The organism is Collimonas arenae (assembly GCF_000786695.1).
GTDB lineage: Bacteria > Pseudomonadota > Gammaproteobacteria > Burkholderiales > Burkholderiaceae_D > Collimonas > Collimonas arenae_A.
Genome location: NZ_CP009962.1, coordinates 3745692 through 3759903, shown reverse-complemented (window position 1 = coordinate 3759903; position 14212 = coordinate 3745692). Strand labels below are relative to the sequence as shown.

The window sequence follows — 14212 nt, the reverse complement described above, 5'->3', positions numbered from 1 at the left end:
TATGTTGCCTGAAACCAGTGAGCGCTACCTTGATCGCCTGCCTTTGTCGGCAGAGCGCCGCGCAGCTTTGTCGGCGCAATTGCGTGCTGCCGGCGATACCTCGCTGACAGCCTTGCACCATGCCCTGGCTGCAGATGGCATCGTCGCCGGCGACGATGCGTTGGCGCAAACCAATCCCGCCTACGCATCGGTAGCCGCGCGTCTGCAACTGACGTTTTCCGATACGCCGTCAGCGGTGCAAGCCTTGCCCGAGATTAGTACCGACGCCTCCGGCCGTTCACGTATCGAGATTGCGCCGCCGTTGCACCGTACGCCTATCGTCGCCCATCCTTGGGGAACATTGAATCCGCTGGTGCGCTGGATTGAAACCGCCAACAGCAAATTCGACCTGCGGCCGCGGGCCAAGCAGCGCCGCCATAAAAAAACCGTGCGCTCGACAGCGTTGCCGCAGCCAGAACCATTGCCGGTAGCCGAAGCAGATAGCCAGGACCAGCATAGAAGCAAGTCGCGCGGCAATCTGCGGCGCATCGTGCTGCTAATGTTGATGCTGGCGCAGACGGCGATGGCGACTTATTTCATGAGCGCGGTGCTGCCGTACCACGGCGACAAGCCGTTGGAACTGGTGACGCTTGGCTTGTTTGCGTTGCTGTTTTGCTGGGTTTCGGCGGGCTTCTGGACCGCCATGGCCGGCTTCCTGGTGTTGATGCGCGGTAGCGACCGTTATGTGATCTCACGCGAAGATGCTGCGCCGGGGCCGATTCCGGCCAGCGCCAGAACGGCGATCGTGATGCCGATCTGTAATGAAGACGTGACCCGGGTCTTCGCCGGCCTGCGTGCGACTTACGAATCGGTAGCCGCCAGCGGCGAACTGGACCGCTTCGATTTTTTCGTGTTGAGCGATAGCGGCGACAGCGACATCTGCAGCGCCGAGCTGGATGCCTGGGCAAGTCTGTGCCAGGCAGTGGGCGGCTTCGGGCGTATTTTTTACCGGCACCGCAGGCGTCGCGTCAAACGCAAGAGCGGCAATATCGACGATTTCTGCCGACGCTGGGGCGCCAACTATAGTTACATGATCGTGCTCGACGCCGACAGCGTCATGAGTGGTACGTGCCTGACCACACTGGTGCGCCTGATGGAAGCCAATCCAACCGCCGGCATCGTCCAGACTGCACCGCGCGCGGCCGGACGCGACACGCTATATGCGCGCATCCAGCAATTCTCGACGCGGGTCTACGGGCCTTTGTTCACCGCCGGCTTGCACTATTGGCAGTTGGGTGAATCGCATTACTGGGGGCACAACGCTATTATCCGTCTGCAGCCGTTCATGGAGCACTGCGCCTTGGCGCCGCTTCCGGGTGAGGGTGCGCTGGCCGGTGAGATCCTGTCGCATGACTTTGTCGAAGCAGCACTGATGCGGCGCGCCGGTTGGGGAGTCTGGATTGCCTACGATCTGGCGGGCAGCTACGAGGAAATGCCGCCCAACCTGCTGGATGAATTGAAGCGTGACCGTCGCTGGTGCCAGGGCAATCTGATGAACTTCCGCTTGTTCCTGGCGCGCGGCATGCATGCTGTGCACCGTGCGGTGTTCGTGACCGGCGTCATGGCCTATCTGTCTGCGCCGTTGTGGTTCTTGTCGTTACTGTTGTCGACCGTCTTGCTGGCAGTGCATACGCTGGTTGCGCCCGAATATTTTGTCACGCCAGGGCAGTTGTTTCCGGTATGGCCGGAATGGCATCCGGAACGGGCGCTGGCCTTGTTTACGGCGACTGCCACTTTGCTGTTCCTGCCGAAAGTGCTGAGCGTGGTGCTGATCTGGGCCAAGGGAGCAAGGGAGTTCGGCGGCGCCTTGCGCCTGACCTTGAGCATGATTATGGAGCTGCTGTTCTCGATGCTGCTGGCGCCGGTGCGGATGCTGTTTCATACGCGGTTTGTGGTCGGTGCATTCCTCGGCTGGACCATCAGCTGGAAGTCGCCGCCGCGCGAGGATGCCGAAACCAGCTGGGGCGAAGCCTGTCGCCGGCACGGCGGCCATACCTTGCTAGGCCTGGTGTGGGGTGGCGGCGTGTATTGGCTGGAGCCGGGATTCCTCTGGTGGCTGTTGCCGATAGTCGGTTCGTTGATGCTGTCGATTCCATTGTCGGTATTTTCCAGCCGGATCACGCTAGGCCGCAGTTTCCGTCGCGCGCGCTTGTTCGTGATTCCGGAAGAAGTCGATTTGCCGCCTGAACTGGCGGCGACCACGGCCTATAACGACAACGGTAAAGCGCTGGCCGGTTTTAACGATGTAGTGGTTGATCCGGTCATGAATGCCTTACTGTGTGCAGCAGTGACAGCGCGTCCGGAGGTGCCGCCGGCGACCCTGGCGCGGCGTGCGGCACTGCTCGAAAGCGCGCTGAAAGGCGGTCCTGATAGCCTGACGTCGCAGCAGAAAAATGCCTTGCTGGACGATCCTTTGACCTTGTCCCGGCTGCATTTCGAGATCTGGAATTCAGCACCGGCCAATCGGCGCTGGCAAGCCTTGCTTTCTCCCTGATAGGACTTGCGCAAAATCGTCCTGGCAAGACGCATCGACGAAGGCGGTACGAATGTACGGCTAAGAGATGCAACGCGGTCAGGGCGATTTTGTGTATGTTCTGCCTAAATATCTTCTTCAGACAAGGAGCACCATGTTACGACGTGATTTTTTGAAAGCGTCGGCGGCGCTTGCTGCCGCCGGCTTCCCGGCAACTTCATTGCTGGCGGCGGGAAGCGCCCCGGGCCAGCTGAAGTTCCTGGGTGCGCCGCAAGCATTTGACTACGCCTGGCTCAAAGGCCGGGCCCGACAGCTCGCCGGCCAGCCTTACCAGCCTCCCGAGAACCACATCCCTGATGAGGTCAAGACGCTCGACTGGGATCAGTACCAGGCCATCGGCTACCGCGACGATCACGCTTTGTGGGCCAAGGATCAGTTGCGCTTCCAGGCCAAGTTTTTCCACCTGGGCCTGTTTTTCAAGAGCCCGGTGCAGATCTATGAAGTGAAAGACGGCCAGGCGCAAGAGCTGGCTTACGATCCGGCCATGTTCAACTATGGCAAGAGCGGCCTGAAGGCTGAACATATGCCTAAGGATCTGGGTTTTGCCGGCTTCCGGATCAATTTCCATACCGACCTGGAACGCGATATCACGGCGTTCCTGGGGGCCAGCTATTTCCGCGCGGTCGGCGCCGAATGGCAGTATGGTTTGTCGGCGCGCGGACTGGCGATCGATTGCGGCATGGACAAGCCGGAAGAATTCCCCATGTTCACTCACTTCTGGCTGGAACGTCCGGCCAAGGATTCGGGCAAGCTGGTGGTCTACGCTTTGCTGGATTCGCCTAGCGTATCCGGCGCCTATCGCTTCGAGATACAGCCATCGGCCACCATGGTAATGGATGTCGATGCCGCGCTGTATCCGCGCAAGACGATAGAGCGGATGGGGATTGCGCCGCTGACCAGTATGTTCCAGTACGGCGAGAATGACCGCCGCGTCGGCGCCAGCGACGACTGGCGTCCGGAAATTCACGACTCCGACGGCTTGTCCATACAACGTGGCAATGGCGAATGGGTCTGGCGGCCGTTGACCAATCCCGAGCATCTGCGCTTCAACGCTTATCAGGACGAAAATCCGCGCGGTTTCGGCTTGCTGCAGCGGGATCGCAATTTCGATCACTACCAAGATGACGGTGTGTTTTACGATCGCCGTCCGAGCCTCTGGGTGGAGCCAAAATCCGGTTGGGGCAAGGGTGCCGTGCAACTGGTGGAAATACCAACCGTCGATGAAACTTTCGATAACATCGTGGCGTTCTGGAATCCGGCCGATAAGCCGCAAGCGGGGCAGGAGCGATTGTTTGCCTATCGCCTGCACTGGGGCAGCAAGATGCCGTTCTCTTCGCCGCTGGCGCAAGTAGTGGCTACGCGTACTGGCATGGGTGGCGTGATTGGCCAGAAACGAGCTTATTACTCGCGCCGCTTTGCGGTCGATTTTGCCGGCGGCGACCTCGCTTTGCTGGGAAAGGACGCCAAGGTGCGGCCGGTAATCAGCGCCTCCCGTGGTAAAATCGAGATCAGTTCAGCCCGTCCGCTGGACGCGATTCATGGCTATCGCGTAATGTTTGACCTCAAGCCGACCGACGACAGCGTCGAGCCGATCGACGTGCGTGTATATCTTGCAACCGACGGCCAGCCATTAAGCGAGACCTGGTTATATCAATGGACTCCGCCAACCCCGGCTAAGCGCTCCTTTTAAGACAGATTGCAAGGTCGACGAAAGGCGCGCAAGACACGAACAAGTGCTTCGAAGCGTTCGTCGGCTAAGTTGCTTTGCACGATAGGACCGCCGGGTCGATTCGTGCATGTCTTGCCGCGACATGTACCTTGGCGCCTGGCAGTTCTCGCCTGAGCGGATGCTACTTCAAGCCTCGTCCAGGCGCGTTCTTTCTTCTGTTTGCATCCGTAAGCGGCTGTTAAATTTGCAATATACTGTCTGGCTTGGGTGATTTTCCACCACGCCTATTTTTGGAGTGTTTCCATGTTTGGTTGGTTTGAAAGACTGTTACATCCTTATCCGGATACGGTCATGACGCCGCCGCCGCGCGGATTTTTTGCGTTCGTCTGGGCCTGTACCAAGGGTTTGCGCCCGTACATCATCGCCATGACCTTGCTGACCGCCATCACCGGCGCCTTCGAGGCTTTGCTGTTTGCCATGATGGGACGCATCGTCGATTGGCTCGGCAAAGCTGAACCGTCGACCCTGTGGACGCACCAAAGCACTAATTTGCTGTTGCTGGCGGCGATACTGCTGGCCAGCCCGATCGTGGTCGCCTTGCAAAGCATGTTCAAGCAACAGGCGCTGGCGGGTAATTTCCCGATGCTGCTGCGTTGGAAGTTTCACCGTCTGATGCTCAACCAAAGCATGCATTTCTATCAAGACGAGTTCGCCGGCCGGGTCGCCACCAAAGTCATGCAGACTTCGCTGGCAGTGCGCGACGTCTGCATGATCCTGTGCGACATCCTGGTGTTCGTGGTGATTTATTTCTTCACCATGGTGGCGGTGGTAGGCAGCTTTAGCGGCTGGATGCTGGTGCCGTTCCTGGGCTGGCTGACGCTGTATACGCTGGCGTTGCGTTATTTCGTGCCGCGCCTGAGCAAGGTCGCCAAGACCCAGGCCGATGCGCGTTCGCTAATGACCGGCCGCATTACCGATGCCTATACCAATATCGCGACGGTCAAGCTGTTTTCACACGCAGGCCGCGAAGCTGGCTATGCGCGTTCGGCGATGCAGGAATTCTTGCAAACGGTGCATGGCCAGATGCGTCTGGTGACCAGTTTTGAAATCGTCAACCACACCCTGAGCATGCTGCTGATCCTGAGCACGGCCGGCGCAGCGCTTTGGCTCTGGACTCAAGGGCAAGTCGGCATTGGCGCGGTTGCCGCGGCGACCGCCATGGCCCTGCGTTTGAACGGCATTTCGCATTGGGTGATGTGGGAGTTTGCGTCCTTGTTCGAGCAGGTCGGTACGGTACAGGACGGCATCAATACCTTGTCGCGCCCGCATGCAGTGCTGGACCAGGCTGACGCCAAGCGGCTGAAAGTCAGCCAGGGAAAACTCGATTTCGAGCAGGTCGGCTTTGCCTACGGCGGACAGCGTCCGGTGATCGACCACATGTCCTTGCATATCAGCCCTGGAGAAAAGATCGGCCTGGTTGGCCGTTCCGGCGCAGGCAAATCGACCATCGTCAATTTGCTGCTGCGTTTCTACGATGTCGAGCAGGGCCATATCCTGATCGATGGCCAGGATATTTCCCATGTCACGCAGGATAGCTTGCGGGCGCAGGTCGGCATGGTGACGCAAGATACTTCATTGCTGCATCGTTCGGTACGCGACAACCTGCTGTACGGCCGTCCTGACGCCACCGATGCCGACATGCTGGCGGCTGCGAAGCGGGCGGAAGCGCATGAGTTCATCCTGACTTTAACCGATCCCAAAGGCCGCACAGGCTACGATGCACACGTCGGCGAACGCGGCGTCAAGCTTTCCGGCGGCCAGCGCCAGCGGATTGCGATTGCCCGCGTGATGTTGAAAGACGCGCCGATCCTGCTGCTGGACGAAGCGACCAGCGCGCTAGATTCAGAAGTCGAGGCAGCCATCCAGGCCAGCTTGTACCGGCTGATGGAAGGCAAGACCGTAGTGGCGATTGCCCACCGCTTGTCAACCATTGCGGCGATGGATCGTTTGATCGTGCTTGACAAGGGCCGTATCGTCGAGCAGGGCGATCATCGCAGCCTGTTGGAGCAGGGCGGTTTGTATGCGCGTTTGTGGGCGCACCAGAGCGGTGGTTTCCTGGGTGAAGAAGCGGACGACGACGCACCCGCAGCGACCATGGGCGGCGCGCAAACGGAACTGGCTTAGGCCGGTATTAAGCCGATATTGAACTGATATCAAGCCGCTATCGCTCTCATCTTATTTGACTGAACCTGACTAACTCTGAGTTTGCACCAATGACCGTTGAATCGACCCCCGCACCAAGTTCTTTCGGGCATACCAGCCGACGTTGGCTGATCGTTGTCCTGGCTGTACTGATTGCGATCGGCGCCGGCTTCGTATTGTGGAAGAGACTCTTGCAGCACCCTCCGCCGGCGCCCAAGCCGGTGCCAGTGCGCCTGCAGACGGAAGCAGTGCGGCGTGGCGATATCGAACAGGCGGTGTTTGCCAACGGCAAATTGCAGCTGCACAAATACAGCGATGTCATGGCGCAAGTTTCGGGGCAAATCAAGGATGTGCTGGTGATGGTTGGCGACGAGGTCAAGTCGGGCAAGATGGTGGTCGAGATCACACCAACTTTGCCGTCGGCGCAAATCGAGAGCAACCGTGCCCAGCTGGCAAGACTCCAGGCCGAGCTGTCGGACCAGCGGGCTCAGCAGGATTTCGCCGAATTGCAATACAAGCGGCAGAGCCAGCTGAAAGCGGAAAATGCGACGCGCGAGGAATCCTATGAATCCAGTCGCATGAGCATGTATTCAGCGGCGGCCAAGGTGGAAGCGATCAACGCTCAGATCCGCCAGATCGAGGCGACTGTCAAAAACGACGATATAACGCGTAGCCATACCGAGGTGCTGGCGCCGATCAGTGGCACTGTCGTGTCGGTGGGCGCCCGTACCGGGCAGATGGTGAGTGCCGGCCAGCCGACGGCTCCGCTGGTGCGGATTGCCGACCTGAGCCGGTTGACGGTGCAGGCGCGGGTGGCGGAAATCGACGTGCCGCTGCTGCACAAAGGCATGACCGCCTATTTCACTACGCCTGGTTATCCAGGCAAGCGTTGGAGCGGCAAGTTGCGGCAAGTGGTGCCGGTGCCGGCCGATGGCTCGGGTGAACAGGGCAAGCAGACCTTTTATAACGTCTTGTTTGAAGTCGATAATCCGCAGCAGGAATTGATGAGCGGCATGAGCACGCAAGTACGCTTTGTGCTGGCGCAGGTGCACGATGCGGTGTTGCTGCCGGTGGCGCTGCTGGATAAGCCACAAGCTGATGGCAGCTACGTGGTCAATGTAGCCGGAGCCAGCCAGCAAGTCACTCCGCGTGTGATTAAAGTCGGTATCCGCAACCAGGAAATGGCGCAGGTCCTGTCGGGACTGAAGCCAGGCGAGTTGGTAGTGGTTCCTACTGCTGCTCCTGTTCCTGCAAAAAGCGCCGCAGCGGCGGCAGGCGCATCCGCCGCTTCCGCGTCTTCCGTTTCTTCAGCTTCTGCAGTCTCTGCCGTCAAGGGGCATTGATAGTGGCCGGTATCCAGTATGTTTTCCAGCGTTCGCGCGTCGTTGCGGCTGCTTGTTCAAGCGCCGTGCTGTTACTGTTATTGTCCGGGTGCGCCAACCGGATTGAAATGCGAGAGGCGACTCCCAGCGTCGAAATTCCACAGAGCTGGGATTTGTCGGCCAATACCGGTGAGCAAGACTGGCCGGATAGCGGCTGGTGGCAACGTTTCGGCAGCGAAGAACTGAGCCAGCTGGTCGCGCAAGGGCAGGCCAGCAATCTGGAAATCGCCGCAGCGGTATCGCGTGTGCGCCAGGCCGAAGCGCAGGCGCGGATTGCCGGTGCGCCGTTATTGCCGAATGCGGATTTTTCCACCAGTATTAACCGGGCCTTGCCATTGGCCTCCAGCGGCAGCGCCGTCACCTCCACCAGCGGCTTGGTGGAGATCGGTTATGAGGTGGATTTCTGGGGTAAGAACAGGGCCGGGCTGGTGGCTGCGGAAGCTTCCTTGCAAGCCAATCGTTATGACCGTGCGACGGTGGCGCTGACAGTCACCAGCGGCATCGTCTCGACCTATCTGCAAGTATTATCGCTGCGCGACCGGATCGAGATTGCTCAGCAAAACGTCGACAACGCCGAACGGGTGCTGAAGCTTGTGTCGGCGCAAAGCCGCGCCGGCGCTGCCTCGCCGCTGGACCTTGCGCGCCAGCGCTCGGCGGTGGCGGGCCAGCAAGCAGTGATTCCGGACCTGAAACAGCAAGAGCGCGAAGCACAGACCGCGCTGGCGATCTTGCTGGGGCGGCCGCCGCAAACCTTCACCGTCAACGAACCCGGTCTGGCCAAGATCCTGCTGCCGCAGGTAACGCCCGGCTTGCCGTCGGAGCTGCTGTCGCGCCGCCCGGATATCCGTCATGCGGAAGCCGAACTGGCTGCGGCCAACGCCAACGTTGCCGCTGCGCGTGCAGCGCTGTTTCCCAGCATTCGCCTGACCGGCTCGGCCGGCGGCCAGAGCAACGCCTTGCTGTCGCTGTTTAACGGCCCCAACATGCTGGCCAATCTGGGCGCCGGGCTGGTGGCGCCGATCTTCGATGCCGGCCGCCTCAACAGCCAGCGCGACCTGGCCATCGCCCAGAAGCAGGAACTGGTGCAGATTTATCGCTCAACCGTAATTTCGGCGCTATCGGAAGTCGACACCGCGCTAGGACAGATCCGCAGCCTGGACGAGCAGCGCAAACTGAAAGTGACGGAGATGGAGCAGGCGCGCTTTGCTTTCGAGCTGTCGGAAATTCGCTATCGGGTCGGCGCAGAGGATTTGATGACGGTGCTGGATACCCAGCGCTCCCTGTCGGAAGTGCAGAACGAATTGGGACAGATCAAGTTGAAGCGGCTGAAAGCGACGGTGTCGCTTTACAAAGCGCTGGGCGGCGGCTGGCAGGATGTACATCCCAGTCAGCCCGTAGAAGAGCCTACCGCCCATAATTAGCGGCCAGCCGGGGAGCGTGTTTACACTGCCACTGGCGCTTTGATGTGGGCTTGCGGATGGTAGTCGCTGATCTCGAAATCTTCGAAACGATAATCGAAAATCGACGCCGGATGGCGCGTGATGGTCAGCTTGGGCAGCGGGCCGGGCGTGCGCGACAATTGCAGTTCGACCTGCTCCGCATGGTTGGAATACAGGTGGCAATCGCCACCGGTCCAGATGAAATCTCCCACCTCGAGGTCGCATTGCTGCGCCATCATGTGCGTCAGCAAGGCGTAGGACGCAATATTGAAAGGCACACCCAGGAAAATGTCAGCGCTGCGCTGATACAGCTGGCAGGAAAGTTTGCCGTCGGCCACATAAAACTGGAAGAAGGCATGGCACGGCGGCAGCTTCATCTGCGGGATATCCGCAACATTCCAGGCCGAGACAATCAGCCGGCGCGAATCCGGATTGTTCTTGATCTGGTCGACCAATTGCGCGATCTGGTCGATATGTCCGCCGCTTGGCGTCGGCCACGAGCGCCACTGATAGCCATAGATCGGCCCCAGGTTACCCTCGCTGTCGGCCCATTCATCCCAGATTTTGACATCATTGTCTTTTAGATACTGGATATTGGTCGAGCCATTCAAAAACCAGATCAACTCATGGATGATCGAGCGCAGATGCAGCTTCTTAGTGGTGAGCAAGGGGAAACCGTCTTGCAGGTTGAACCGCATCTGATAGCCAAACACCGAGCGGGTGCCGGTGCCGGTACGGTCGGTTTTGACGGTGCCATGTTGTTGCACATGGCGCATGAGTTCGAGGTATTGGCGCATTTTTATCTTGATTGCTGAAACTAATTCCAAGATTGTAACGCATCTGCCATTGCCATCACTGCCACCGTTGCCGCCTTACTCCGTCTGCGCCTTCAGTATCCGGGCAATCCGCTCCTTGCTGGGCGGGTGGCTCGACAAATAAGGCGAGAAGGCCGCAGGCTGGCTATCGAGTTTTTCAAAGGTACGCGCTAGCTTGGTGAGGCTGATGCCGTTCGCCTTGAACATCGCAATTGCGTAATCATCCGCCTCCCTTTCAATATCGCGTGAATACTTGAGATCCAGTATCACGGGCGGAATACTGGCTACCAATGCAGAGACGTCGCCGAACAACAGCGTGGTGGTGACGCCGACTGCGGAAACCTGGATCAGCCGCCGCATCATATGGCGTTCATGCAGGTGGCCGAGTTCATGCGCCAGCACGCCCATCATGGCGTCGTCATCGTCTAGCAGTCTGACCAGTTCGTCGGTGACTACGATGTCGCCGGAGGGTAGGGCGAAGGCGTTCGGGCCGATCTTGCTTTTTCGGAAAATGATCTGGAATTCAGGTGCACCCTGGCGCGGCGGTTCCAGTGCACGGAAGCGGCTGATCAGAGCATCTTGCTGCGACTGCGGCAAAGTAGTGGGGCTGAAGACACGGTTGTCGAGAAAATCCAGCGTGCCGCCGCCGATTTTCCGTTCCACCGCCTCCGGCAGCGCGTTGGCAATCCAGCCTGAAGCTGCAGGCAGCAGATAAGCATAACCTAACGCCAGAATCACGATGAGCGCGGCAGTCGCTTGCAGCACGGCGCGCCAGCTTTGTTGCAGGCGAACTATCGGTGAGTCGGTATAGCCGGTGTTTGCCAGCAGCTCGGCAAAGGCGTCGAGGTCGATGATTTCGAGATAAGCGCCATCGGCAAAAGTGACCTTGCGAGACGCGCTGGAGCTCCGTTCTGATACCCGCAATGCGTCCAGCGGCGCTTGCCGCTGGACGTCGCCGGAAATGCTGGCGATGCCGGCCTCCACTTTCAATTCGACGTCGTATTTGCGAGATGTCTTGCCGTCAAAGTAAAACGCCCGCACTGCCTTCGGTTGCTGATTTTGCATTGGAACGTAGCTACCTTATAGCGACAAGTCGAAGTCCAGCAAATCAGACATGCCTTCGCCTGCGGCAGAACCATGAGGTTCTGCATCGGCAATGAAATTATCCAAAGAGCCGGCTGTCAGCAAGGTGACCGATTCAAGCCGGTATTTGAGCGCACGAATATGTGCAAAAGGCGTAAACAGGCCCAGGGTACAGACGATGGCGATCAGATTGGTGATCATGATGAAAAATACCTTGGTCCATTTCAGATTGCTCTGGAATTGATGCTCTCCAAGTTTGGTGCTGCTCCAGATGAGGTTCTGGACCATGGTCAGGCCCAGTGGAATAATCAGGAACATCCAGGCGTACATAGCAAATATCATCAGGAAAAACGGGCCGCTGAAGCCGGCCGGACCGGCATGTTTGCCTGCCGTGCCGAGCGCTACCAGGCTGCCGCCGAAGATAATGCCGAGGCCGATAAAGCCGAGCATGCCGATCACGAAGCAGATCGCGTAGATCTTGTAAAAAGCGCCAATGCTGGCGTCAAAGGAAAAATGCGTCGCGCCAAACTTGCTTTCGCTATGCAGGTACTTTTTAGTGCGCTGATGCGCAAAAGGCAAGAGCAGGCCAAGAGAAAGGCCCGATAGCACTGGCAGCAACAGATAGTTGAAGTAGGATTGGCCGGCGCTGCCTTTGAAGCCGAAGCGGATGCCGCGATAGCTGGAGTTGTACAGCTTGAATTGGTAGCTTCTCCAGACCAGCCATGGCATGGCCGCCATCAAGGGTATCAGGACCAGCAGGCCGATTTTCGGGTTGGTCCTGATGGCGACCTGGTAGCCGCCAATCAAGACCGCTGCGATGATGCGGCCTTTCAGGATCGCGATCGGGTTGCCGTGGTATTCGAAGCTGCTGCCGGCGACGCTGGTGTTGTCATAGAAATACCGGTTGCGGCGGACCTTGGCCCATGCCGAGTAAATTCCGAGAGTGACAATGGATAAAAGAATATTAACTATCCATATGCGAAAATATTCGCTGCCGCGGCCTGTGAAGGTAAATGCTTCTACCGTGGACGGCGTTGGAGATAGAGGCGTTGCTGCAAAATTGAACGACGGTGCATCAGAAGTAGCATTGCTCATTTCTGGGTTCTCCCTAACGTTATGTTTATAATTGATTATCCATCGAGCAATAATTATTCACAATCGGAGTCTGACGAGCGGTGATTGCTGTTAGAGTTGGTGTTTAGTGGCGGTTACAATTTAATGATTTTAGGCATGAACTTTTCTGATGGGTGTCTCTCGAAGGCTGGAGACCTTTGTCTCTTCCGGTCATTTTCATACCGCATCAGCGCGCTGGCCGCACTAATTGCAGGCAACACCATTCAGGAGATCACATGCTTAAATCAGACACGTTTTTCGGCGGCAAGCGAGAAACACCAACATCGAATTCACCTTTCAGCGCCAGCAGCAATCTCACTTCCGGCAGTACTTCCAACATACCAAAGGCTAGTAATCCTGTGAGCACTCCCGTCAACCACTCGTCGTCCAGCACCAATGAAGTCGGCAGCAAGTTGATTGTCGGCCCGAATATCAAGCTCAAAGGCGTCGAAATTACCGATTGCGACACCTTGGTGGTTGAAGGCCGGGTTGAAGCGACAATGAATTCACGCGTGATCCATATCGCCGAAAAAGGCGCATTCAAAGGTTCCGCTGAAATCGATCTGGCAGAAATCTACGGCGAATTCGACGGCGACCTGACGGTCCGCGAAAAGCTGGTGATTTATTCAACCGGCAAGGTTTCCGGCAAAATCCGTTATGGCAAGGTTGTCATCGAAGAAGGCGGCCAACTGACTGGCGAAGTCCAGGTCGGCACATCTTCCGGCAGCAAGCCGGCTGCCAGCGCGAGTAGCGTGACAGCCAGCGCTACAAGCAGCGCCGCAGCGACTGCGGTAGTTTAAGCGCCGTCATCTGCAGTTAGCTGCCGTCGGCCAGTCCGACATGCAGGATTTGCAACCACCCAGCCGAATGTCTCGGCTGGGTGGTTGCGTTCGCGCATATCAGCTAAAGTTGGGTTAGTTGGCCCGGTTTTTGTCTTGTGTATGCAGGCATGCGACAATAGCGGTTTTGGCTTCCTGCCAAAGCGTCACTTACCATTGTTCGCACTCGCCAATACCATGACCCATCCAGAATACATTCTTACCCTGTCTTGCCTCGATCAACGCGGCATCGTCCATCGCGTCTCGGGTTTTCTGGCCGATCACGGTTGCAATATCATCGATTCAGCCCAGTTCGGCGATGACCAGTCCAAGCTGTTTTTCATGCGCGTGCATTTTTCATCTGAAGATGCAGCGATTACTGACGAGGCTTTGAGGGCGGAGTTCTCTGCCCTGGCCGGCACCATGCAGATGAACTGGCAATTGCACGATGCCCGCAAGAAGCCGCGCATGATGTTGATGGTGTCGAAGATCGGCCATTGCCTCAATGACCTGTTGTTCCGCTACAAGAGCGGCCTGCTGCCGGTCGAAATTACCGCCATCGTCTCGAACCATACGGATTTCTATCAACTGGCAGCCAGTTACAACATCCCGTTCCATCACCTGCCTTTGGCGACCGGGGCTTCGGCAGAAGCCAAGCGGGCGCAGGAAGCGCGCGTAATGGAAATCGTCGAAGCCAACAATATCGACCTGGTGGTGCTGGCGCGCTATATGCAAATTCTGTCACCGGCCATGTGCACCGCCTTGACCGGACGTGCGATCAATATTCATCACTCATTTCTGCCGAGCTTCAAGGGCGCCAAGCCTTACTATCAAGCGCATGACCGCGGCGTCAAGCTGATCGGCGCTACAGCCCATTTCGTCACGGGTGATCTGGACGAAGGCCCGATCATCGAGCAGGACGTGGCGCGGGTGGACCATGCGATGGAACCAGAGACATTGACTGCTATCGGACGCGATGTCGAGTGCGTGGTGCTGGCGCGGGCGGTCAAGTGGTTCATCGAGCACCGGATTCTGCTCAATGGACACAAAACGGTCGTGTTCAAATAGAAAATTGAAAATGGCCTCGCATCGAGGCCATTATTTTGTTTGCAGTTTGTT

10 protein-coding genes are annotated in these 14212 nt (G+C 58.0%); 7 read left to right on the top strand and 3 right to left on the bottom strand.

Features of this window, described 5'->3' with window-relative positions; all coding sequences use genetic code 11:
- Position 1 precedes the first annotated feature (1 nt).
- The 5 genes from mdoH (at position 2) to LT85_RS16455 (ending at position 9246) form a co-directional block, all read left to right on the top strand.
- Positions 2-2533 carry a glucans biosynthesis glucosyltransferase MdoH gene (gene mdoH, locus LT85_RS16475; RefSeq protein ID WP_052135546.1) on the top strand — a complete coding sequence of 844 codons (2532 nt, stop codon included), beginning with the start codon at positions 2-4 and terminating at the stop codon, positions 2531-2533.
- A gap of 133 nt (positions 2534-2666) precedes the next feature.
- Positions 2667-4262, top strand: coding sequence for a glucan biosynthesis protein (locus LT85_RS16470; protein WP_038490808.1), 1596 nt, complete (start codon positions 2667-2669; stop codon positions 4260-4262).
- A 282-nt stretch (positions 4263-4544) separates the two neighbouring features.
- Positions 4545-6425 (top strand): ABC transporter ATP-binding protein, encoded by a 1881-nt coding sequence (locus tag LT85_RS16465; RefSeq protein WP_052135263.1) that lies wholly within the window; start codon positions 4545-4547, stop codon positions 6423-6425.
- Between the two features lie 89 nt (positions 6426-6514).
- Positions 6515-7786 (top strand): efflux RND transporter periplasmic adaptor subunit, encoded by a 1272-nt coding sequence (locus tag LT85_RS16460; RefSeq protein WP_052135262.1) that lies wholly within the window; start codon positions 6515-6517, stop codon positions 7784-7786.
- Positions 7787-7797: 11 nt separating this feature from the next.
- On the top strand, positions 7798-9246 hold the full coding sequence (locus LT85_RS16455; protein WP_081992798.1) for an efflux transporter outer membrane subunit: 1449 nt from the start codon (positions 7798-7800) through the stop codon (positions 9244-9246).
- 20 nt (positions 9247-9266) lie between these two features.
- On the opposite strand, the gene thyA is transcribed toward LT85_RS16455, so the two are convergent.
- The 3 genes from thyA to LT85_RS16440 all read right to left on the bottom strand — a co-directional run bounded on the left by thyA (position 9267) and on the right by LT85_RS16440 (position 12257).
- A complete protein-coding gene (thyA, locus tag LT85_RS16450; protein WP_038490805.1) occupies positions 9267-10061 on the bottom strand; it encodes a thymidylate synthase in 795 nt (264 codons plus the stop codon).
- 75 nt (positions 10062-10136) lie between these two features.
- Positions 10137-11144 (bottom strand): M48 family metallopeptidase, encoded by a 1008-nt coding sequence (locus LT85_RS16445; RefSeq protein ID WP_038490802.1) that lies wholly within the window; start codon positions 11142-11144, stop codon positions 10137-10139.
- A 15-nt stretch (positions 11145-11159) separates the two neighbouring features.
- Positions 11160-12257 (bottom strand): YjgN family protein, encoded by a 1098-nt coding sequence (locus LT85_RS16440; RefSeq protein WP_038490799.1) that lies wholly within the window; start codon positions 12255-12257, stop codon positions 11160-11162.
- Between the two features lie 254 nt (positions 12258-12511).
- Between LT85_RS16440 and LT85_RS16435 the strand changes: the two genes are divergently transcribed.
- Both LT85_RS16435 and purU read left to right on the top strand, forming a co-directional pair.
- Positions 12512-13075 carry a bactofilin family protein gene (locus tag LT85_RS16435; RefSeq protein ID WP_038490796.1) on the top strand — a complete coding sequence of 188 codons (564 nt, stop codon included), beginning with the start codon at positions 12512-12514 and terminating at the stop codon, positions 13073-13075.
- Between the two features lie 216 nt (positions 13076-13291).
- Positions 13292-14161, top strand: coding sequence for a formyltetrahydrofolate deformylase (purU, locus tag LT85_RS16430; protein WP_038496543.1), 870 nt, complete (start codon positions 13292-13294; stop codon positions 14159-14161).
- The last annotated feature ends 51 nt before the right edge of the window (positions 14162-14212 follow it).

Coding starts and splice junctions, on each gene's coding strand:
- mdoH (WP_052135546.1), top strand. CDS start 2: ATGTTGCCTGAAACCAGTGAGCGCTACCTTGATCGCCTGCCTTTGTCG.
- LT85_RS16460 (WP_052135262.1), top strand. CDS start 6,515: ATGACCGTTGAATCGACCCCCGCACCAAGTTCTTTCGGGCATACCAGC.
- LT85_RS16440 (WP_038490799.1), bottom strand. CDS start 12,257: ATGAGCAATGCTACTTCTGATGCACCGTCGTTCAATTTTGCAGCAACG.
- LT85_RS16435 (WP_038490796.1), top strand. CDS start 12,512: ATGCTTAAATCAGACACGTTTTTCGGCGGCAAGCGAGAAACACCAACA.
- LT85_RS16470 (WP_038490808.1), top strand. CDS start 2,667: ATGTTACGACGTGATTTTTTGAAAGCGTCGGCGGCGCTTGCTGCCGCC.
- LT85_RS16445 (WP_038490802.1), bottom strand. CDS start 11,144: ATGCAAAATCAGCAACCGAAGGCAGTGCGGGCGTTTTACTTTGACGGC.
- purU (WP_038496543.1), top strand. CDS start 13,292: ATGACCCATCCAGAATACATTCTTACCCTGTCTTGCCTCGATCAACGC.
- thyA (WP_038490805.1), bottom strand. CDS start 10,061: ATGCGCCAATACCTCGAACTCATGCGCCATGTGCAACAACATGGCACC.
- LT85_RS16465 (WP_052135263.1), top strand. CDS start 4,545: ATGTTTGGTTGGTTTGAAAGACTGTTACATCCTTATCCGGATACGGTC.